Below are 24,369 nucleotides of genomic sequence, written 5' to 3'. Positions count from 1 at the left end.
GATCCATCGACAACAAGCGACGGGTGATGTCCGCGGTCATGGCTTCTTCACCGAATCGCCGGTCATGGCCGCCAACACGCGCTGGAACCGCCCCATGATCTTGCGGACGCGGTTCGCGTCGAACACATCGGTGTCGAACTCGACGCGGAGAACCAGCTCGGTGCCCGGCATGGCTTGCAGAGTGAGCGGGTAGTGGTTGTACTCCCGGCCGTTGACGTCGGTGATGGCCAACCCGTTGGTGGCGTGCATGGCGGCGGTGTCCACGGGATAGTTCTGGAACACGAACAGGGTGTCGAAGAGTTGATCGTGGCCGGCCGCGCGGTGAATCTCGTTGAGCGCCAGATGCTGGTGGTCCAGTGTGTCCATGTGGTGGCGCTGCAGGTTGCCGAGAAGGTCGGCAATGGTGGTGTCCGGGGTGATGGTGGCACGCACCGGCACGGTGTTGATCAACAGACCGACCATCGATTCCGCGCCCGCCACCTCCGCTGACCGCCCGGACACCGCGACGCCGAAGGCGACATCGTGATGTCCGGTCAGCCACGTCAGCAGCTGCGCCCAAGCGGCTTGAAGGACCGTGTTGACGGTCGTGTGGCAGCTACGGGCCAGTTCGTTGACGGCCTGGGTGGTCTCGGTGGGCAGCCGGAACGACTCGGTGGCCCGTCGCCCCGGTGTGGTCCGGCCCACCGGAGCGACCAACGTGGGGGTGTCGAATCCGGCCAGGACTTCACGCCACGCGCTGTGGGCCGCGTCGACGTCACGATCGGCCAGCCATGTGACGAATCGGCGGTAGGACGGGGCCGCCGGGAGTCGCTGCCCGTAATAACTGGCGAATATCTCCTGCAACAGGATCGGCAGTGACCAGCCATCCAACACGATGTGGTGATAGGTCATCACGAATCGGTGCTCGCTGTCGGCGGTACGGATCAGCGCTGCGCGGAAAGCCGACTGGTGCACCACGTCGCACACCGCGGCGCGTTCCGCCGCGCACAGCAGCTGAATCTGGTCGGTGGCATCGCTGTGATCCGCGCCGTCCGTGGCTATTTCGAGGTACTGCCACGGCACGCTGGGGTCTGCCGGGATGATCTGCACCGGTTCGTCGAACTGCTGGTCGAACCGCGCAGCCAGGTTGGGGTGCCGGTTGACCACGGTGCGCACGGCCTCACGCAGCCGCTGGGGGTCAAGCGGACCGGTGACAGTGACGTCGAGTTGCATGGCATAGACGTCGTCGTCGTCATTCCCGCGGGTTGCGTTGGCGTGGAACAGCAGTCCCTGCTGCAGGGGCGTCAGGGGCAGCACGTCAGCGACGCGGTGTTGCTCGCTAAGTTCATCGATCTGTTGCTGGCTGAGCCGAGCGGGGGTGATGTCGGAGGGCGTCAGACCACCGCCGCCCCGGCCGACATGGCTGCAAATGCCGGTAAGGGCGTCGAACCAGAGCTGGGACAACCGTCCGACCTGGTCGCCATCCAGCGCCGAGAAGGCCCACGTCCACGTGGCGTAAAGGCTTGGGCCGGCGTCGGTTTCGGCGACGCTGGCGTTGAGTTCCACGGTGTGCCCCAGTGGCATGGCGATCGCAGCAGCCGCGGCGGCGATCGAGGCCCCTTCGGGGCTGACGTGCCACAGTTCGGCAATCGTCGGATCGGCCGATCCGCTCCCACCCAACCTGCCGAGGTAATTGAATCCGACGGTTGGTTCGGGCCCGGCGAGGTCGACGTCGGGATTGAGGTAGCGCATCAGTCCGTAAGACATCCCGTCGGGTAGGGCGCGGAGTTGTTCCTTGGCGTCCTTGATCACGCGGTCGAGCGCCGGATCACCGGCCACCACCTCGAACCAGCGCAGGCCGCCGAGAGTTAGCGCCACCGGGTACTTGGTGGTGAACCAGCCCACGGTGCGGGACAGGTCGACACCGGCGGCAATGTCTTCATCCCGGCCGTGGCCTTCGACATCGATGGCGACGGGTGTGGTGGTGTCCAGGCCCGTCGCGGTACCCAAGAACTCAGTCAACGCCAATCCGTATGCGATCAGCAGGATGTCCTGGATGCCGGCGTGAAACGCTGCCGGCACTTCACCGAGCAACACGCGCGTCGTGTCGACGTCGAGTGAGGCCGTGAGGTGCCCAGCGGTGGCGTAGGTGTCCAACTCGGGCCGCACCGGCGGCAGCGCAGCCGGAGTCGCCAACACCCGTCGCCAGCTCTCGGCTGTCTTCACCACCGTTGAGGCGTGGGCATGTCGGCCGAGTAGCGATGCCCACCGGGCGAATGACGTTCCCGTCGTCGGCAACGCCACGGGTTGTCCATGGCGATACTGGGCCCAGGCGATGTTGAGGTCTTCGAGCAGGATCCGCCAGGACACCGCATCAACCGCCAGGTGATGAATCGTCAGTACCAACTGACCGGTGGACTCCACCCACAGGGCGCTGACCATCTCCCCAGCGGCTGGGTTCAACCGGGACCGCGCCGCCGCCAACGCCTCATCGGAAAACGTGTCGACCGACTGCAGGTGCGCTGCCACCGAACCCTTTTCGGGCACCAGCAGCGACCAATCTCCGCCACCGTCTGTTGATTCGCTCCCCGCGTCCGCGCCTTCTGCGCGGAGTCGCAGCATCGCGTGCCGATCCAGCAGGGCGGCCAGGAGCATCTCCACATCGGCTTCGGTGACTCCGGGCGGGGCTTGGACCACCACCGTCTGGTTGAACTGGTCGATCGCCCCGTCAACGCCTTTGAGCCACCGCATGATCGGCGTGGCAGTCACCGGCCCGACACCCTCGTCGACCGGGCCGTCATCACTGCCGGCCGCTCCGGCCACTTGAGCCAGCCGGGCCACGGTCTGCTCGACGAAAATGTCGCGGGGCCTGCACATCACGCCCGCCGCCCTGGCTCGGGCCACCACCTGCATGGACAGAATGCTGTCTCCACCAAGGTCGAAGAACGAGTCGTCGACCCCAACCCGCTCGAGCCCGAGAACTTGGGCGTAGATGCCGACCAGGATCTCCTCGATCGCATCGGCCGGGGCGCGGTACTTATCGACGTCCTGGTAGTCCGGGGCAGGCAAGGCGCGGGTGTCGAGCTTGCCGCTGACCGTCAAGGGCAACGCGTCCAGGACCACGACCGCGGCCGGGACCATGTACGGCGGCAGTCGGTCTGCCAACGCGCTCCGCATGGCGGCCGGATCCACCACTCCGGTCACCGATTCGGTGACATAGCCGATCAGACGTTTGGTGCCCGGATGGTCCTCGCGGGCGATCACCACCGCCTGCGACACACCGTCGAGTGCGGCCAGCGCGGCCTGAACTTCGCCGAGTTCGATGCGATAGCCGCGGATCTTGACTTGATCATCGGCGCGCCCCAGATACTGCAGTTGCCCGTCAGCACGCCAGCTGACCAGATCGCCAGTGCGATACATCCTTTGCCCTGGTGCGCCCGCGCTGCCGAACGGACACGCCACGAACCGTGCGGCCGTCAAATCCGAGCGGCCCAGGTACCCGCACGCCACACCGTCACCGGCCACATAGAGCTCACCGATCACCCCGGCAGGCACCGGGTGCAACCACTCGTCGAGCACGAACAGCGCCGAGGTCGAGACCGGCGCGCCGATGGGTGCTGCTCCGGCCGCTCCAGCTTCCAAGGGCGCACTCATCGACGCATACACCGTGATCTCGGTGGGGCCGTAGGCGTTGATCACCGTCCGCCCAGGCGCCCAACGATCCACCACCTCACCCGGGCAGGCTTCACCGCCGAGAAGCAACGCCACCGACTCCAGCCCGTGCGGGGACAACGCCCCTGCGGCCGACGGGGTCTGGGTGAGCACGTTGACCCGCTCATTCACCAGGAGGGCATGGAAATCCTCGGGTGAACTCACGACCGACTCAGGCACCACCACCAGGCGCCCGCCGCCCAGCAGCGCCGCCCAGATCTCCCACACCGAGAAGTCGAATGCGTACGAATGACATTGCGTCCACACCTGATTCGCAGGTAGACACTCAGGCGTCGACCGTGCGAGGTGGGTCAGATTGTGGTGCGTCACGGCCACGCCCTTGGGGACACCGGTGGTCCCGGACGTGTAGATGAGGTACGCAATGTCGTCGGGGTCCGGGACCGGGAGTGCCGTTCCAGGGGCCGTGTCCAGCGCTGTGTCGTTGATATCGATGACCGGTAGGTCCCGGCCGTCCAGCCGGTCGGCCAGACCGCCGGTGGTGATCGAGACGGTCGGCGCGGCATCGGCAAGCATGAACTCGATCCGGGCGTCTGGCAGTGCGGGGTCGATCGCCAGGTACGCCGCCCCAGTTCTCAGTACCGCCAGCATCGCGACGACCGCTTCCGCGGACCGTTCCAACAACAGGGTCACACAGTCCCCTGGGCCTACACCCTTCCCGACGAGATTGCGCGCCAACCGGTTTGCGGCCTCGTCGAGTTCGCGATAGGTCAACGACCGCTCACCGCAGGTGATCGCCACCGCCTGCGGGGCCCGGGCGACCTGTGCCGCGAACAACGCGGGAACCGACACCGGCGCGGTTGGGGCGGGGGCGGTCAATGCGGCCCGATTACCCATGTCGTCGAGACGCGCATGCTCGTCGGCATCGAGCACGTCGATCGAGGACAGGTATCGATCGGAGTCGCTGGTCATCGTCTTCAGCACCCGCTCGAAGCGGTTGATCAGCGCTTCGATGCCGGCCGGGTCGAACACGTCGGTACGGAACTCGACCGTCCCCACGATTCCGGCCGGCTCACCGGTTTTGGTACGACGTTCCGCCAGCGAGAAACTCAGGTCCATGCGGGCGGTGTCAGTGCCCGCCGGCATCTGGGTGACCTCCAGATCACCCAGCACCAGCCCGGCGCCGGAAGCGCCTGCGTCCTGCCCGGGGACGTTCTGCCACCCCAGCGACACCTGGACCAGCGGGTGATGCGTCATGGACCGGGTCGGGTTGAGCCGCTCGACCAGCACTTCGAACGGCACGTCCTGATGCTCGTAGGCGGCCAGGCTTCTGGTACGCACCTGCGCCAGTAACTCCGCCACGGTGGGATCCCCGGCCAGATCGACGCGCAGCACCAGGGTGTTGACGAAGAATCCGATCAACTCATCGAGGGCGGGGTCGCGCCGCCCGGCGATCGGGAACCCCACTGCCACATCGGAAGTCCCACTGAGCCTGGACAGCAGCGTAAGCAGGGCGCTCTGAACCACCATGAAGCTCGTCGCGTTGTGTTCACGGGCGACTCGGGCAACCTGCTGCTGCAACTCGGCAGGCCACTCCACTGCCATCGTGGCGCCGCGCTGATCGGCCGCCGACGGGTAGGGCCGGTCAGTGGGCAGCGCCAGACGTTCGGGCATCCCGGCCAGTGCCTCCTGCCAGTACGCCACCTGGGTGGCGATACGGCTTCGGCTGTCGGCCAGATCACCGAACTGAGCACGCTGCCACAACGTGTAATCGACGTACTGGACAGCCAAATCGGCCCAGCCGGGCGCGTGCCCCGCGCATCGGCTGGAGTAGGCCACCCCCAGGTCGGCGACCAGAGGAGTGATCGACCAGGCGTCGGCGGCGATGTGGTGCACCACAGCCGCCAGTACGTGTTCGTCCTCGGCGAGGCGGAAAAGCCGGGCCTGCAAGGGGATTTCGGCGGCCAGATCGAACGTGTGCCGCGCTGCGGCGCCGATCGCGTCGTGTAGTTGCGCCGCCGTCCAACCGGTGGCGTCGACGACTTCCCAGCCGAACTGGGCCCGCTCGGGGGACACGACCAGCTGCCGGGGTATCCCCTCGACGGCCGGGAACAACGTGCGCAGGGTTTCGTGGCGGGCCACCACATCGGCCAGCGCCGCACCGAGCGCGTCGACGTCCAGTGCCCCGCTGATCCGTAGGGCCGTCGGCATGTTGTACACCGGCGACGGGCCCTGCAACTGATCCAGGAACCACAACCGGGATTGGGCAAACGACAAGGGAATCACCGCAGGCCGCTCGCCTGCGGCCAACGGCTCCAGCCGAGCCTCTTCCCCACCGAGACGAGGCGCCAGCTGGGCCACCGTAGGCGCCTCGAACAGGGTGCGCACAGCAAGACCGGCATCGAGGCCGGTGTTGACCGCGGCGACCAGACGCATCGCGGAGAGGGAATCCCCACCCAAATCGAAGAACGAGTCGTCCACACCGACGCGCTCCACACCCAGTACCTGGGCGTAGATGCCGGTCAAGATCTCCTCGGTGAGGGTGACCGGGGCGCGGTAGTGATCGATGTCCTGATACTCGGGTGCCGGCAACGCGCGGGTGTTCAGCTTGCCGTTGGGCGTCAGCGGCAGCGCCGACAATGTCATGACCGCAGCCGGAACCATGTAGGCCGGAAGCTGCTCGGCCAGCTGGGTGCGCAACTTGGCCGGGTTCGCCGTGCCCGTCACGTAGCCCACCAGCCGTTTATCGCCGGAGCGGTCCTCGCGGGCGATCACCGCCGCCTGCTCGACCCCGTCCAGCCCCGCCAACACCGCCTGGATTTCGCCGAGCTCGATGCGATAGCCGCGAATCTTGACTTGCTCATCGGCGCGCCCCACATACCGCAGCTGCCCGTCGGCGCCCCAGCGCACCAGATCCCCGGTTCGATACATCCGTTGTCCCGCAGCCCCAAAGGGGCAGGCCACAAACCGTGACCCGGTCAATCCCGCCCGGCCCACATATCCGACACCCACACCGCGGCCGGCCACATACAACTCACCGACCACCCCGGGCGGCACCGGACGCAACGAACCGTCGAGCACGAACAACGCCGCGCCCGATACCGGCGCACCGATCGGGGGTGCTCCCGATTCGGCTGTCAAAGCGGCAGTCCTGGACGCACACACCGTGGTCTCGGTCGGGCCGTACGCATTGACCATCACTCGTCCGGGAGCCCAGCGGTCCACCAGCTCGGCCGAACAGGGCTCACCGGCCACCAACAGCGCCACCGACCCCAAAGACTCGGGCGACAACATCGCCACCGCCGAGGGGGTTTGGCTCAACACGCTGACCTGTTCAGCCACCAGCAAGGCGTTGAGGTCCTCGGGTGAGCGGGCCACCGACTCGGGTACGACGACCAGTCGCCCGCCGTGAAGCAGTGCACCCCAGATCTCTTCGACTGAGGCGTCGAAGGAATACGAATGCCACTGCGTCCACACCTCTCCGGCCAGGAAGGTGTCCCGCGAGCCCAACAGCTGGGTCACGTTGTGATGGGTGATCGCAACGCCTTTCGGGACACCGGTGGTGCCCGAGGTGTAGATGATGTAGGCGATATCATCCGCGGCCGACATCGGTAGTGCCGTGGATCCGCCGGCGAAGGCCGGGACCTCGGTATCGTCACCGACATCGATGACCAGCAGGTCGCACCCCGCCAGCCGGTGAGTCAGGGCGGCGGTGGTGATCACGGCGGTCGGCGCGGCGTCGGTGAGCATGAATTCGATCCGCGTGTCGGGCAGTGCGGGGTCGATCGGCAGGTAGGCGGCACCGGTCTTGAGTACCGCCAGCATCGCCACCACAGCATCCGCGGAGCGCTCCGACAGCAACGCCACGCACGCAGCCGGACCGATGCCGTGGGCGACAAGCTTGTGCGCCAACCTGTTTGATAGCTCATCGAGTTCGCGATAGGTCGTACGGCGGCCGTCGAAACTGATCGCCACCGCCTCCGGAACACTCGCCACCTGCGCCCCGAACAATGCCGGAATCGATGAGGAAGCTCGGGCCGGTGCGGCCAGGACGGCCCGGTTGCCCCACCCATCGACGCGAGCATGCTCAGCTTCGTCGAGCAGATCGATGGACGAGAGCCGCAGCGCGGGGTCGGCAATCATCGCCGCCAACACCCTGCGCCACCGTTCGAGAAGGGTTTCGATGGTGTCCGGGTCGAACACGTCGGTGCGGAATTCCACCGCGCCGCCGATTCCGGCCAACTCACCGTCCTGCGTCCAGCGTTCCCCGAGGGAGAATGTCAGATCCATGCGCGCGGTCTGGGTGTCCACCGGCAGCGGCGTTACCCGCAGATCGCCCAGGCGCAGCGCGTCGGCGGGGCCGGTGTCCTGCCAAGGAAGGTTCTGCCAGGCCAACGCCACCTGCACCAGCGGGTGATGAGTCAGGCTTCGGGTTGGGTTGAGCCGCTCCACCAGTACCTCAAAGGGCACGTCCTGATGCTCGTAGGCAGCGAGGCTGCGCTGCCGAACCTGGGCGAGCAACTCCGCCACCGTCGGATCGCCTGCCAGATCGACGCGCAGCACCAAGTTGTTGACGAAAAAGCCCACAAGCTCGTCCAGAGCGGGATCGCGGCGGCCGGCGATCGGGAAGCCAATGGCCACATCGGAACTCGCGCTGACGTTGGCCAGCAGCACCGCCAGGGCAGCCTGCATCACCATGAAACTCGTCGCACCGTGCTCACTGGCGACGGTACGTACCCGGTGCTGCAGATCGGCCGGCCAATCCACCGCCACCGTGGAGCCGCGCTGATCGGCAACCGCCGGATAGGGCCGATCGGTGGGTAGCGCTACGAGCTCGGGAAGTCCGGCCAGGGCATCTTCCCAGTAGGTCAGCTGCGCGGCGATGGGGCTATCAGCGTCGTCGAGGTCACCGAGCTGCGCGCGTTGCCACAGCGTGTAATCGACATACTGCACCGCCAACGGCGGCCACCCGGGGACTTGTCCGGCGCACCGGCAGGCGTACGCGACACTCAGATCGGTCACCAGCGGGGTGAGCGACCAGCCGTCGGCGGCGATATGGTGCACCACGGCCACCAACACGTGTTCGTCCTCGGAGACACGGAAAAGCCTTGCCCACAACGGAATTTCGGATGCCAGGTCAAAGCTGTGGCGGGCCATCGCGCCGACGGCCTCTGCCAGCCGGCTCTCCGGCCAGTCGGTGGCATCGACGACGTCCCAACTGAAGTCGGCCTCTTCGGCGGATGCCACCACCTGCCGAGGTGTTCCGTCGGGCGCCTCGAAGCGCGTGCGTAGGCTTTCATGCCGGCCGATCACGTCTGCCAACGCAGCGCTCAGGGCGTCGGAGTCAAGACGCCCATGTAGCCGTAGTCCCACCGGCATGTTGTAAACCGGTGAGGGCCCCTGTAATTGGTCGACGAACCACAACCGGTTCTGGGCGAACGACAGCGGAACCACCGCGGGGCGCTCACCGGCCACCAGCGGCTCCAGCCGACCCACGCCCTCGCCGACACGCGGCGCCAACTGCGCAACCGTCGGCGCCTCGAACACCGCGCGCACCGCAAGATCGGTGTCCAGCCCGGCGTTGATCGCAGACACCAGGCGCATCGTCGACACGGAATCTCCGCCGAGTTCGAAGAACGAGTCGTCGACTCCGACACGCTCCACGCCCAGCACGCGAGCAAAAATTCCGGCAAGGATCTCCTCGACGGGACCTGCCGGGGCACGGTAATGATCGGACTGCTGGTAGTCCGGTGCCGGTAGAGCGCGCGCGTCGAGTTTGCCGTTGACCGTGACCGGCAGTGCCGCCAGCGCCACCACCGAGGTGGGCACCATGTAGGTCGGTAGCCGCTCGGCCAGCGCGGCACGCGCGGTCACCGGATCGGCGGTGCCGGTGATGTAGCCCACCAGGCGCTTGTCGCCCGGTTGGTCCTCGCGGGCGATCACCGCCGCTTGATCGACCCCCTCCAATGCGGCCAGCGCAGACTGGATTTCACCGAGCTCGATGCGATACCCGCGGATCTTGACCTGCTCATCGGCACGGCCGAAGTAGTCCAGTTGCCCGTCGGCGCGCCAGCGCACCAGATCACCGGTGCGATACATGCGTTTTCCGGGTTCACCGAACGGGCAGGCCATGAACCGCGACGCGGTCAAACCTGAGCGTCGCCAGTACCCCACACCGACCCCGGCACCGGCCAGATACAACTCGCCGATCACACCCTCGGACACCGGACGCAGCCACTCATCGAGCACAAAGAACGCGGCCCATGCCGTCGGCGAGCCGATCGGTGGGGATCCCGACCCGGGTTCTAGCGGCGCACTGGCGCACAACCACATCGTGGTCTCTGTCGGGCCGTAAACGTTGACCATGACCCGACCCGGCGCCCACCGCTCCACCAACACCGGCGGACAGGGCTCGGCGCCGATCACCAACGCTGTCGCGTCCAGGCCGTCCACCGACAGCACCCCCGCCGCGGACGGGGTCTGCGTCAACACGGTGACCTGCTCACGCACCAGTAATGCGTGGAAATCTTCCGGGGACCGGGTCACCGGGTCAGGCACCACCACCAGGCGGCCGCCGTACAGCAGCGCACCCCAGATCTCCCACACCGAGAAATCGAAGGAATACGAATGGAACTGGGTCCACACCTGGCCCGGCTCGAGCGGCACGCCGATCTGCAGCGAGTCGAACAGCTGCGTCACGTTGCGCTGGGTGACCGCGACTCCCTTGGGCTGCCCGGTGGTGCCCGAGGTGTAAATGATGTGGGCGATGTCATCGGGCGCCGGCGTGGGGAGTGGCGTGCTCTGTTGGGTCGCGACGGCGGGGTTCTCGACGTCGACGATCGTCAGGTCGTGCCCGTCGAACCGATCAACCAAAGCGGTGGTGGTGACCGCGGCAATCGGCGCGGCATCGGTCAGCATGAACTCGACCCGGGCGGCCGGCAGCGCGGGGTCGATCGGCAGGTAGGCCGCCCCGGTCTTGAGCACAGCCAGAATCGCCACGATCGCCTCGGCCGACCGGGGGAACATCAACGCCACCCGCTCGCCCGGGCCGACCCCGTGAGCGACGAGCAGGTGCGCCAGCCGGTTGGCCGCCTCCTCCAGCTGCCCATAGGTCATCGACCGGTCCCCACAGACCAGTGCCACCGCCTCCGGGGCACGCGCCACCTGCGAACCGAACAACTCCGGCACCGACGCCGGCTCCGGCAGACGAGTCAACACCGCCCGGTTCCCGATCTCGTCAAGGTGTGTGCGCTCAACTTCGTCGAGAAGATCCACCGCCGACAACGGCCGCCGCGGATCGGCGGTCATGGCCGCCAACACCTGGGTGAACCGACGGGCGAGCGCTTCGATGCCGGCCGCGTCGAAAATGTCGGTGTCGTATTCGACGCGAAGGCGCAGCTCGTCGCCCGGGATGGCTTGCATCGTCAGCGGGTAGTCGGTGGATTCGTGGCTGGTGAACTCGGTGATGTTCAACCCGTCGGCGCCGGCAAGTGCGCTGGTGTTCACCGGGTAGTTCTCGAACACGAACAGGGTGTCGAACAGTCGGTCGTGGTCGGTGATGCGGTGGATCTCGCTGAGCGCCAGGTGTTGGTGCTCAAGGGTTTTGGTGTGGGAGCGTTGCAACTGCTCGAGTAGATCTGTGGTGGTGGTTGCCGCGGTGATGTCGGCGCGCACCGGCACCGTGTTGATCAGCAGGCCCACCATGGATTCGGCGCCGGGCACCTCGGCGGGCCGCCCCGAGACGACGACGCCGAAGGCGACATCGTGCTGACCGGTCAGCGAGGTGAGCAGCAGCGCCCAGGCACCCTGCAGCACGGTGTTGACCGTGGTGTGTTGAGAGCGGGCGAGCTCGTCAAGCGCCCGTGTCGTCTCCTCGGGCACATGATGCGAGGTGATGCCGCGCCGACCCGGCTCTGATGTTTGCGGCGGCCCGACGAGGGTGGGGGTGTCGAAGTCCGCCAGCACTTCGCGCCAGGCCGCGTGGGCGGCGGCTTGGTCGCGTTCGGCCAGCCAGGTGATGAAGCTCCGATACGGCGTGGCCGCCGGCAGCCGCTGCCCGCGATAGCCGGCGAAGATCTCCTGCAACAGGATTGGCAACGACCAGCCGTCGAGCACGATGTGGTGATTGGTGAGCACGAACCGGTGCCGGTCGCGTCCGGTACGGATCAAGGCCACCCGGAAAGCCGGCGGCTGGGCCAGGTCGCACACTGCTGCGCGCTCGGCAGCGCACAGCCGCTTGATCTGCTCGTCAGGTTCATCGGTATCCAGGTCGATGTACCGCCACCCCGCCTCGGGATCAGCCGGGATGATCTGCACCGGCTCGTCGAACTGGTCGCAGAATCGGGCCGCGAGGTTGGGATGCCGGTTGACCACCGCGCGCACCGCATCACGCAGCCGGTGCTGATCGAGCGCGCCGGTCACCGTGATGTCCAGCTGCACCACATAGAGATCGTCGTCGACGCCGTGCGCGGTGCTGCTGTGAAAGACCAGTCCCTGCTGCAAGGCGGTCAGCGGCAGAACGTCAGCGATGCGGTGATGGCGCGCCAACTCGTCGATCTGCGGTTGACTGAGCCGGGCCGGGACGATATCCGACGGCGTCAAACCGCCTCCGCCACTTCGCACATGGCCGCAGATCCCGGCCAGGGCCTCGAACCACAATTGACTCAGCCGGCTGACCTGCCGCTCGTCGAGCGCCGAGGCTGCCCACGTCCAGTCGGCGCGCAAGCGCGGCCCGGTGCCCGTCTCGATGATGCCCGCGTTGAGTGCCACGGTGTGGGTGAGCGGCATGGCTATCGCCGCGGCCGCGGCGGTGGACGTCAAGCTGTCCTGGCTCATGCGCCACAGCTCATCGGACGCCTCGGTCGCGCTCAACCGCCCCAGGTAATTGAACGCAATCGGCGGTTCGGCCGCGGCCAGGTCGACGTCGCGATTCAGGTACCGCAGCAGACCGTAGGTCAGCGGATCCGGCAGGGCACGAAGCTGCTCCTTGGCGTCTTTGACGACCGCCCCCAGCGCTGCGTCACCGGCCACCACCTGCTCCCAGGACAAGCCACCAACATGCGTGCCGAGGTTGAGAGCCACCGGGTATTTGGTGGTGAACCACCCCACCGTGCGCGACAGGTCGACGTCAGCGGCGATTTCTTCGTGCCGGCCGTGGCCCTCGACGTCGACGCCGACCGGCGCGCCCCCGGTGCCCAACATCTCGGCCACCGCCAACCCGAACGCGATCAGCAGGATGTCCTGCGTCCCAGTGTGAAACGCCGCCGGTACCTCATCGAGCAGCATGCCGGTGGTCTGGGCATCCAGCTCCGCTGAGAAGCGGCCTGCACTCCGATGCGTGTCCACATCGGGTTGCACGGCAGGCAGTGCCGCGGGGTTCGTGGCAACCTGGCTCCAAATGTCCGCCTGCTCAACCACTTCCGGACGGGATGCATGCTCTGCCAACAGCGCCGCCCATCGCTGGAACGACGTCCCCGCCACCGGCAACACCGGCGCGCGGCCGCTGCGATGCTGGGACCAGACAGTGTTGAGGTCATCCAACAAGATCCGCCACGACACTCCGTCGACAGCCAGATGGTGAATGCTCACTGCCAGCTGGCCCGTGGCGGTGACCCACAGGGCGCTGAGCATCACCCCGGCTGCCGGGTTCAACCGTGCGCGCGCCGCCGTCAGTGCCTCATCGGACAACACGTCCACCGACCGCAGGCACAGTCGCGCGTCCACCGACCCCGCCTCCGGCACCGTCAGTGACCAGTCGTCCTCGACGCGCAATCGCAGCATTCCATGCCGATCGAGCAAGGCCTGCAACATGATTACGGCGTCGGCCTCGGTCGCCCCATCGGGGGCCTGTACCAGCACCGTCTGGTTGAACTCGTCGACCGGGCCATCTGTGCACTGCAGCCACCGCATGATCGGGGTGGCCAGGATCGGCCCGACACCCTCATCGATCACGCAGGCACTGCCGGCCACCGTGACCACTCGCGCCAGTCGGGCCACGGTCTGCTCGACGAACACATCGCGCGGGCGACACACCAGGCCGGCGGCCCGCGCCCGGGCCACCACCTGCATCGACATGATGCTGTCGCCGCCGAGGTCGAAGAATGAGTCGTCGACACCGACCCGAGCCAGTCCAAGGATCTGGGCGTAGATGTCGGCCAGGATCTCTTCCACGGCGTCTGCGGGGGCGCGGTACCGATCGACGTCCTGGTACTCCGGTGCGGGCAGTGCGCGGGTGTCGAGCTTGCCGTTGACCGTCAGCGGCAGCGCGTCCAGCACCACCACTGCGACGGGCACCATGTATGGCGGCAGCCGCTCGCCGAGTTCAGCGCGCAGCCCGGCCGGTTCGGCGGTCCCGGTGATGTAGCCGACGAGGCGCTTGTCCCCAGGACGGTCCTCTCGGGCTATCACCACCGCCTGCTCTACCCCGCCCAGCCCGGCGAGAGCGGCCTGCACTTCACCGAGTTCGATGCGATAGCCACGGATCTTGACCTGCTCGTCGGCGCGGCCCAGGTATTGCAGCTGACCGTCCGGGCGCCAGCACACCAGATCCCCGGTGCGATACATCCGGGCTCCGAGGCCGCCGAACGGACACGCCACAAACCGCGACGCGGTCAAACCCGTCCGGCCCACATAGCCATATCCGAGCCCCGCACCCGCGACATACAGTTCACCGATCACGCCGGCGGGCACCGGGCGCAACCACTCGTCGAGGACGAACAGCGCCGCCGAGGGGACGGGCGAGCCGATCGGCACCCCCGACCCGGGTGTGAGCGGCGCACTGATCGCCACGCACATCGTGGTCTCGGTGGGGCCGTAGGCGTTGAGCATCACCCGCCCGGGTGCCCATTGATCCACCACCTCAGGCGGACAGGCTTCGCCGACCACCACCAAGGCCGCCGACTCCAAGCCATCTCGCCGCAAAACCCCTACGGCGGAAGGCGTTTGAGTGAGCACATTGACGCGTTCACGAACCAGCAAGGCATGGAAGTCTTCTGGTGAGGCCACCACCTCCTCGGGTACGACCACCACTCGCCCACCGCGGAGCAATGCACCGAAGATCTCCCACACCGATACGTCGAAGGCCAAGGAGTGACACTGCGGCCACACGCCGGCGGGCGGCAGGCCGGCGCCGAGCGGCTCCAGCAGCTGCGTGACGTTGTGGTGAGTAATGGCAACGCCTTTGGGAACACCCGTCGTGCCCGAGGTGTAGATGAGGTAGGCGATATCGTCGGCGCTCGGTCCCGGCGGCGCGCTGATGGACTGGCTCCCGTCCATGTCGACTGCGGGGTCACCCACGTCGACGACGTCCAGTTCCCGCCCCTCGAGCCGGTCGGCCAGATCGGCGGTGGTCACTGCGACTACCGGGTTGGCGTCAGCCAGCACGAACTCCAACCGTGCATCGGGCACCGCAGGATCGATCGGCAGATACGCCGCCCCGGTCTTGAGGATCGCCACGATCGCCACGATCGCCTCGGCGGACCGATTGAACAGCAGCGCCACCCGCTCCCCGGGAGCCGCGCCCCGGCCGATGAGTGTGTGCGCCAATCGGTTCGAGGCCTCATCGAGTTCACGGTAAGTCCACGATCGCTCGCCGTAGGTGATCGCCACCGATTCGGGGGTGCGAGTCACATGTTCGGCGAACAGCGCCGGAATCGACACCGGCCTGGGCGCAGCTTTGGTCAGCGCCGCATGGTTACCCATCGCCGTGAGGTGTGCGCGCTCATCGTCACTGAGCACATCCACCGACGACATGCGTGCCGTCGAGTCGCTCGTCATGACGGTCAGGACATGCTGTAGCCGGGCGATCAGTGTTTCGACGGTGCCCGGATCGAACACGTCGGTGCGGAATTCCACCGTCCCGCCGATCCCGGCCGGTTCACCGGCCTCGGTCCGACGTTCAGACAGCGAGAAGTTCAGGTCCATGCGGGCCGTGTGCGTGTCCACCGGCACCCGGGTGACCTGCAGATCCCCCATCGCAATCGCCGCGGCAGGATCGTTGATGTCGTGTCCGGCGAAGTTCTGCCACGCCAACGCGACCTGGACCAGCGGGTGATGGGTCATGGATCGGGCCGGATTGACCTGCTCGACCAGCACTTCGAACGGCACATCCTGATGTTCGAAGGCGGCCAGGCTGCGCGCACGCACCTGAGCCAAAAACTCCGAAACAGTCGGATCCCCGGCAAGATCGACGCGCAGTACCAGAGTGTTCACGAAAAAGCCGACCAGCTCATCCAGCGCAGGGTCCCGGCGCCCGGCGATCGGGAATCCCACTGCCACATCGGAAGTCCCACTGAGCCTGGACAGCAGCGTAAGCAGGGCGCTCTGAACCACCATGAAGCTGGTCGCATTGTGCTCACGGGCGACCCGGGCAACCTGCTGCTGCAACTCGACGGGCCAGTCCACCGCCACGGTGGCGCCGCGCTGGTCGGCCACCGGCGGGTACGGCCGATCGGTGGGCAGCGCCAGACGTTCGGGCATCCCGGCCAGCGAATCCTGCCAGTAGGCAAGCTGCGTCGCGATCCGGCTGTTGCTGTCTTCGAGATCGCCGAACTGGGCACGCTGCCACAGCGTGTAATCGACATACTGCACCGGCAAGGGCGCCCAGTCCGGCGCCTGTCCGGTAGATCGGCTGGTGTAGGCCACGTGTAGATCGGCCATCAGCGGGGTGATCGACCAACCATCGGCGGCGATATGGTGCACCACCGCCGCCAGCACATGCTCGTCGTCGGCGAGACGGTAAAGCACTGCTTTCAAAGGAATCTCGGTGGACAGGTCAAACGCGTGCCGCGCCGCATCGCCGATCGCGTCGGCCAGTCGATCAGCCGGCCATCCGGCGGTATCGACGACGTCCCAGCTGATCTCGGCCCGCTCAGGGGCCACCACTATTTGGCGGGGAATGCCGTCGGGAGCGGCGAACAGCGTGCGCAGGCTTTCGTGGCGGGCCACCACATCGGCCAGCGCCGCACCGAGCGCACCGGCATCCAGTGCGCCGGTGATCCGGAACGCGGCCGTCATGTTGTAGACGGACGAGCGCCCCTGCAACTGGTCGAGGAACCACAGCCGGCTTTGGCCAAACGACAGCGGAATCACCGCGGGGCGTTCGCCTGCGACCAACGGCTCCAGCCGCGCCTTGTCTCCGCCGAGACGAAGCGCCAACTGCGCGACCGTGGGAGCGTCGAACAACGAGCGCACCGCAATGCCGGCATCAAGCGCAATGTTGATGGAGGCGACCAGACGCATCGCGGACAACGAATCCCCGCCAAGCTCGAAGAATGACTCGTCAACACCGATTCGGTCCAGACCGAGGACGCGCGCGTAGACGTCGGCCAGGATCTCCTCGACCGGATTGGCCGGGGCGCGATAGCGATCGCTGTCGTGGAAGCCCGGTGCAGGCAGCGCACGCCGGTCGAGTTTGCCGTTGACGGTCAACGGCACCGCGTCGATCGCCACCACCGCGGCGGGCACCATGTAGGCAGGCAACCGTTCGGCCAGCCGGGCGCGGATCTGGCCCGGATCGGCGGTGCCGGTGATGTAGCCGATCAGGTGCTGCTCGCCGGGACGGTCCCCGTGGGCAATCACCACCGCCTGTGTGACACCGTCCAGATCGGCCAAAGCGGCCTGAACTTCACCGAGTTCGATGCGATACCCGCGGATCTTGACCTGCTCATCGGCGCGCCCGAGATAGTGCACTTGCCCGTCGGCGCCCCACCGCACCAGATCGCCTGTGCGATACATGCGCGCCCCGGGCTCTCCGAACGGGCAGGCCACAAATCGAGACGACGTCAAACCCGCACGGCGCCAATACCCGTACCCCACACCGCGGCCCGCCACGTACAACTCTCCGACCACTCCGGGCGGCACCGGGCGCAGCCAGGCGTCCAATACGAACAACGCTCCACCGGCCACCGGCGCACCGATCGGCACCGCCGATCCGGGGTCCTGGGTCCTCAGGGGCGCGCTGATCGACGCATACACCGTGGCCTCGGTTGGGCCGTAGGCGTTGATCATCATTCGCCCGGGCGCCCACCGATCCACCAACTCGGAGGGGCATGCCTCCCCGGCCACGACCAACGCCGCCGACTCCAGGCCCTGCGGCGAGAGCATCCCCGCCGCCGACGGGGTCTGGCTCAACACACTGACATGTTCGGCGACCAGCAACGCATGGAAGTCCGCCGGCGAGGCGGCCACCGGTTCGGGCACCACCAACAGCCGCGCTCCATGCAGCAGCGCGCCAAAGATCTCCCACACCGAGACGTCGAAGCTGTACGAGTGCCACTGTGTCCACACTTGGCCCGGGCCCGACGACACGTTGCCGTCGAGTGAGCCGAACAGCCCGGGCACGTTGCGATGCGGGATGGCAACGCCTTTGGGGACACCGGTGGTGCCCGAGGTGTAAATGATGTACGCGATGTCGTCGGGCGCCGGACCCGCCAGTGCCGTGCCGGGCTTGACGGGCACCGCGGGGCCATCGATGGTGACGACGGGCACGTCGAAGCCGTTGAACCGCTCGGCCAGACCAGCCTTGGTGATTGCGGCGATAGGCGCGGCATCGGTCATCATGAACTCGATACGCGTCATCGGCAGTGCCGGATCGATCGGTAGGTACGCCGCGCCGGTCTTCAACACCGCCAAGAGCGCCACGATCGCGTCAGCCGACCGCGGAAACAGCAGTGCCACAACTTCGCCCGGGCCCACACCCTGGCCGGCCAGCACATGGGCCAACCGGTTCGCGGTGTCATCGAGTTGCCGGTACGTCATCGACCGGCCGTCGCAGGTCACCGCCAATGCGTCAGGCGTGCGCGCCACCTGCGCGGTGAACAACGCCGGAATTGCCGCCGCAGTTGGCCCCGGCTCGATCAGTACGTCCCGGTTGCTCCACTCTTGCAGCCGGATGTGCTCAGTCGCGTCGAGCAGGTCCACCGACGACAGCGACCGCTCCGGGTCTGCGGCCATCGCCGCCAACATCCGCTTGAACCGCTCGACCAACGCCTCGATGCCGGCCAGGTCGAACACCTCGGTGTCGAACTCGACGCGAAGCCCTAGTTCGCGACCCGGAAGGGCTTGCACGGCCAGCGGGTAGTGGTTGGATTCGCGGAAATTGAACTCGGCGATGTCCAACCCGTCGATACCGAGCGGCCCTGCGGTGTCGATCGGATAGTTCTCGAACACGAAGAGGGTGTCGAAGAGGCGTTCCTGACCGGTGATGCGGTGAATCTCGTTGAGCGCCAAGTGCTGGTGCTCGAGCGTGTCGATGTGCGCGCCTTGCAGCTGATCCAGCAGGTCCGTTGTGGTGGTGGCCGCCGTGAAGGTTGCGCGCACCGGCACGGTGTTGATCAGCAGGCCCACCATCGATTCCGCACCGACTACCTCGGCCGGCCTACCTGAGACCGTCGTGCCGAATGCGACGTCATGCTGACCGGTCAGCGAGCACAGCAGCCGGGCGAACGCCGCCTGCAACACGATGTTGAGGGTGGTGTGGCGTGAGCGCGCCAACTCGCCAAGTGCCCGCGTGACATCTTCGGGCACGGAGAACGATTCACTGCCGCGCTCCCCCAGTTCCGCCCTGTCAGGCGGACCCACCAAGGTCGGGGCATCCAAATCGGCGAGCCTGTCGCGCCATACCTCGTGGGCGGCGACGTGGTCCCGCTCGGCAAGCCAGGTGACGAAGCTGCGATACGAGGCGGCAGCGGGCAGCCGTTGCCCGCTGAAGCCGGCGAAGATCTCCTGCAGCAGGATCGGCATCGACCAGCCGTCGAGCACGATGTGGTGAGCAGTGAGCACCAACCGGTGGCGGTCGTCGGCGACGCGGATGAGAGCCGCCCGGAAGGCGGGTTGGTCTTTGAGGTCGCAGACCGCCGCACGTTCGGCGGCGCACACCTGCTCGGCCGGCTCATCGGTGCTCGGTTCGATATACCGCCAATGCGCGACAGGATCCGCCGGGATGATCTGCACCGGCTCGTCGAACTGGTCGCAGAATCGGGCTGCCAGATGTGGATGTCGAACGACCACTGCCTGCACGGCATCACGCAGGCGGTGCTGGTCCAGCGGACCGTTCAGGGCGATATCCAGTTGCATCGCATACACGTCATCGCCGGATCCCTGCGCGGTGCTGGCGTGGTAGAGCAGTCCCTGCTGCAACGGGGTCAGCGGCAACACGTCGGCGATCACGAATTGTCTGTCGAGCTCGTCGATCTGCTGCTGGCTCAGGCGAGCCGGGGCGATATCCGACGGGGACAATCCGCCACCACCAGTACGTACGTGCGCGCAAATGCCGGCAAGCGCCTCGAACCACAAGTGGGACAACCGGCTGACTCGCCCCTCATCGAGTGCCGATGTGGCCCAGGTCCAGTCGGCGTGCAGCTGCGGGCCGGCGTCGGTGTCGATGGTTGCCGCGTCGAGTGCCACGGCGTGTGTCAGAGCAACGGGAACAGCGCCTGCCGCGCCGATCAACGAGAACGCCTTCGGGGACATTCGCCACACATCGTCGGAGGACTCGATGGCCGCAGCACCCAGTCGACCCAGATAGTTGAACCCGATCGCCGGGTCGGACCCGGCCAGCTCCACATCGGGATTCAGGTAACGCAGTAGGCCGTAGGTCAGACTGTCGGGCAGGGCCAGAAGCTGTTCCTTGGCGTTCTTGACCGCCGCACCCAGAGCCGCGTCGCCGGCCACCACCTGCGCCCAGCGCAAACCGCCCAGCAGCCTCCCGAAGTTCAACGCCACCGGGTACTTGGTGGTGAACCACCCCACCGTGCGCGACAGGTCCACATCGGCGGCGATTTCCTCGTGACGGCCGTGACCCTCCACATCGATGCCGATCGGCGCGCCGTCGTTCCCGATGAACTCTGCGACCGCCAACCCGAACGCGATCAACAGAATGTCGTGCACCCCAGTGTGAAACGCCGCAGGCACCTCACCGAGCAGCATGCGGGTGGTCTCGTGATCCAAGTTCGACGAGAGCCGCCCGGCAGTGACGTATGTGTCCACCTCGGGATGCACCGCAGGCAGCGCGGGAGTGGACGACGCGACGTGTCGCCAGACGTCCGCGTGACCAACGACCTCTGAATCGCGCGCGTACTCGAAGAGCAGTTCCGACCAGTGCGCGAACGACGTCCCCGCCGGCGGCAAGGCTATGGGTTGTCCATTGCGTAGTTGGGTCCAGGCAATGCTGAGGTCTTCCAGCACAATTCGCCACGACACCCCATCGACGGCCAGATGGTGCGCAATCAACACCAACTCGTTCGTCGAGGACACCCACACTGCGCTGAGCATCGCCCCGGCGGCCGGGTTCAACCGCGACCGCGCCGCCAGCAGCGCCGCATCGGACAGCACGTCCACCGATCGCAGGCAGGCGCGCGCGTCCACCGATCCAGCCTCGGGCACCGTCAACGACCAACCGCCGGCCCCGTCATCCGAGGCGCGCAGGCGCAACATGGCATGCCGATCCAGCAGGGCCTGCAACATCATCACGACGTCGGCCTCGGTGACCCCCGCCGGAGCCTGCAGCAGCACCGTCTGGTTGAACTCATCGAGCGCTGAGCGCTCGAGTCCTTTCAGCCAGCGCATGATCGGCGTCGCGACGACCGGCCCGATGCCCTCGTCGAACTCGCCCCCGGCGCCGACGGCCACGCCGACCACTTGAGCCAACCGGGCCACGCTCTGCTGGACGAAGACATCGCGGGGACGACACATCAGGCCGGCGGCCCGGGCACGTGAGGCCACCTGCATCGACAGGATGCTGTCGCCGCCGAGGTTGAAAAATGAGTCGTCGACGCCGACGCGGTCCAGGCCCAGGATGTGGGCGTAGATGCCGGCCAGGATCTCCTCGGTAGGGGTGGCCGGGGCGCGGTAGTGGTCGACGTCGGCGTATTCCGGTGCCGGCAGCGCCTTTTTGTCCAGTTTGCCGTTCACCGTCAACGGCAACTTGTCCATCACCACCACGGCGGCGGGCACCATGTAGCTCGGCAACCGCTCAGCCAACTGGGCGCGGATGTGCCCCGGATCGGCAGTACCGGTGATGTATCCAACGAGACGCTTATCCCCCGGGCGGTCTTCGCGGGCGATCACCACGGCCCGCTCCACCGCGTCGAGAGCCGTTAGCGCCGACTGGATTTCGCCGAGCTCTATGCGATACCCACGGATCTTGACCTGCTCATCGGCGCGGCCCACATACTGCAACTGCCCGTCGGGTCCCCAGCACGCCAGATCCCCGGTGCGGTACATCCGAAGTCCGGTCTCCCCGAATGGACAGGCCACAAACCGCGTCGACGTCAGCGGCGCCCGGCCCGCATAGCCGTAACCCAGACCCGCACCGGCCACATACAGCTCGCCCACCACACCCGATGACACCGGGCGCAGCCAACCATCCAGGACAAAAAACGCCAGGTCGGCCAACGGCACCCCGATTGGGCTGTCCACAATGTCGAGATCCGCGGGAACGATCTCGCGGAATGAGGCATGCACCGTCGTCTCGGTGATTCCATACATGTTGACCAACCGCGGAGACTCCGGATGCGTGTCCAGCCACGGCTTCAGCCGCTGCGGTTCCAGCGCTTCACCACCGAACACCACCAACTCAAGCGCCAACTCACCAGCGGCGTCAACAGCCTGCAACGCATAGAACGCCGACGGCGTCTGACTCAACACACTGACCCGCTGCTCGACCAGCAGCGCATGCAACTCTTCGGGCGACCGCGTCACCGACTCGGGCACCACCACCACCCGGCCACCGCGCAACAGCGCACCGAAGATTTCCCACACTGAGAAGTCGAAGGCCAACGAATGACATTGCGACCACACCAAATCCGCCGACAACGGCAACCGAGTCGCAATCGCCTGCAGCAACCGGGTCACGTTTTCGTGCGGAATTGCCACCCCTTTGGGCACACCCGTGGTTCCCGAGGTGTAAATCAGGTACGCAATGTCCTCTGGATTCGGTTCCGGCAGCGCGCTGACGGGCTGGGCATCGACGGTCGCGTCGTCAACGTCGATGACCACCAATCCGCGCCCAGCTAACCTAGCGGCCAGATCGGCGGTGGTCAGCGCGGCAACCGGACAGGCGTCACCGAGCACGAACGCCAACCGCGCATCAGGCACCGACGGATCGATCGGTACATATGCAGCACCGGTCTTGAGTACACCCAGCATGGCCGCGACCGCCTCGGCCGAGCGGGAGAACAGCAACGCCACCCGCTGACCCGCACCCACACCCCGAGCAACCAATAAGTGCGCCAACCGATTCGACGCCACATCAAGTTCCCGATACGACACGTGACGACCGTCGAAACTGACCGCCACCGCATCGGGATCACGCGATACCTGCTCGCCGAACAACGCCGGAATCGACAGGGAGGCCGATGCCGGACCAGTCAACGCCGCCCGATTACCCCACTCATCCAGTCGAGGGCGCTCGCCCTGATCGAGTACATCGATTGCCGAAAGCAGCCGCGTCGGATCGGCGGTCATCGCCTCGAGCACGCGCTCCAAGCGGTCCGCTACATCGCGGGCATCACAGCCGGCGAATAATTGCCCAACACCCGACGTACTCAGGAAAAGCTGATCATCGTTTCTGATGATGACGAGACCGAACTGATCCAGCATGCCGGTATGGGTCACGGTCCCCGATCCGGGAGCACCCGCGAAATCCGCTAGACGCGCGGTCGGAATGAAATTGATGACTGCCCGGTTCGACGGTTGCCCGACCTGGAAACGCGCCTTGTTCTCGATAGCGCGCGCCGGAAATCGCTGGTGCTGCAGCGCTTCTCGTATCCGGCTGTCGACATGTTCGCAAAAGCCGGCCACCGTTGACTCCGGCGGAGTTTTCAACACCAGCGGCACAACGCCGGAGACCATTCCGGGCACCATCAGTGCCTCTGGGGTCACCCGACGACTGACCGGGAAATCGAACACGACCTCAGAGGCCCCGGCGTCCTGCCCACGCACCAACAGCGCGCACGCCGCGGTGATCACCGAGGCGCGACGCACCCCCAATGCATGCGATAACTCGCGGGTCTTGGCGACGACGGATTGATCCAATTGAACTGGCGCAGAGGGCACATACTCATCGGATTGACCAGGGCCGCCGGGCGCCACGCGATAGCTTGCATCGCTTTCGAGTGGCGCATTCTCGGCCCAATAGGCCTGGTCTGTCAGATAATCGTCGGAGGCTTCATATTCCAGCTCGCAGTCGACGAGGCTGCTCAGCGAACCGAAAACGGGAGGAGGAATCGGCGCGCCGGCGGTAATTGCCGAATAGATTGCGGCAATCCGGTGGCAGAGGGTGGCCATGCCGATTCCGTCTATCGCAATGTGATGGCAGCAGACGAACCAATAGAATTCATCTACCCGCGTCTGGATCAACGCGAACTTGAACAGCTGCCCGTCAAGCGGCATTGCAGCGCGTTGGATGGATGCAATCAGACGGTAGACGTCCCCTACGGAATCCTGCGCGCCGATGAGGTCGTGATAGGCCAGCTCAATGATCGGATCGTCGACCACTTTTTGTACAACTTGGCCGTCCACCTCGAAAAAGGTGGCTCTGAGCGGTTCGGCCTCGTGCAACCCGTGACGGATGGCCTGCTCAAGCATCGCCGGGTCGAGCGGGCCGTCGATTCTCGCAAGCATGCCGTTGTGCCACTTGGCACCGCAACGATCCGTTTCCTCGGAAAGCCAGATATCCAGCTGACCACGCGTGAGCGGCAGTGTCCCGCTGTCACACTCCAT

1 protein-coding gene is annotated in these 24,369 nt (G+C 66.5%); it reads right to left on the bottom strand.

Annotated features, from left to right (window positions below; translation table 11 throughout):
- Nucleotides 1-36: 36 nt before the first annotated feature.
- Nucleotides 37-24,369: a non-ribosomal peptide synthase/polyketide synthase gene (locus tag ABQF30_RS10465; RefSeq protein ID WP_448462991.1), complete on the bottom strand. Its 24,333-nt coding sequence runs from the start codon at nucleotides 24,367-24,369 to the stop codon at nucleotides 37-39.

The sequence above is a fragment of the Mycolicibacterium sp. XJ870 genome (assembly GCF_053483975.1).
The sequence above is the reverse complement of the archived record's forward strand: the minus strand, read 5'-3'. Positions and strand labels throughout refer to the sequence as shown.

Coding starts and splice junctions, on each gene's coding strand:
- ABQF30_RS10465 (WP_448462991.1), bottom strand. CDS start 24,369: ATGGAGTGTGACAGCGGGACACTGCCGCTCACGCGTGGTCAGCTGGAT.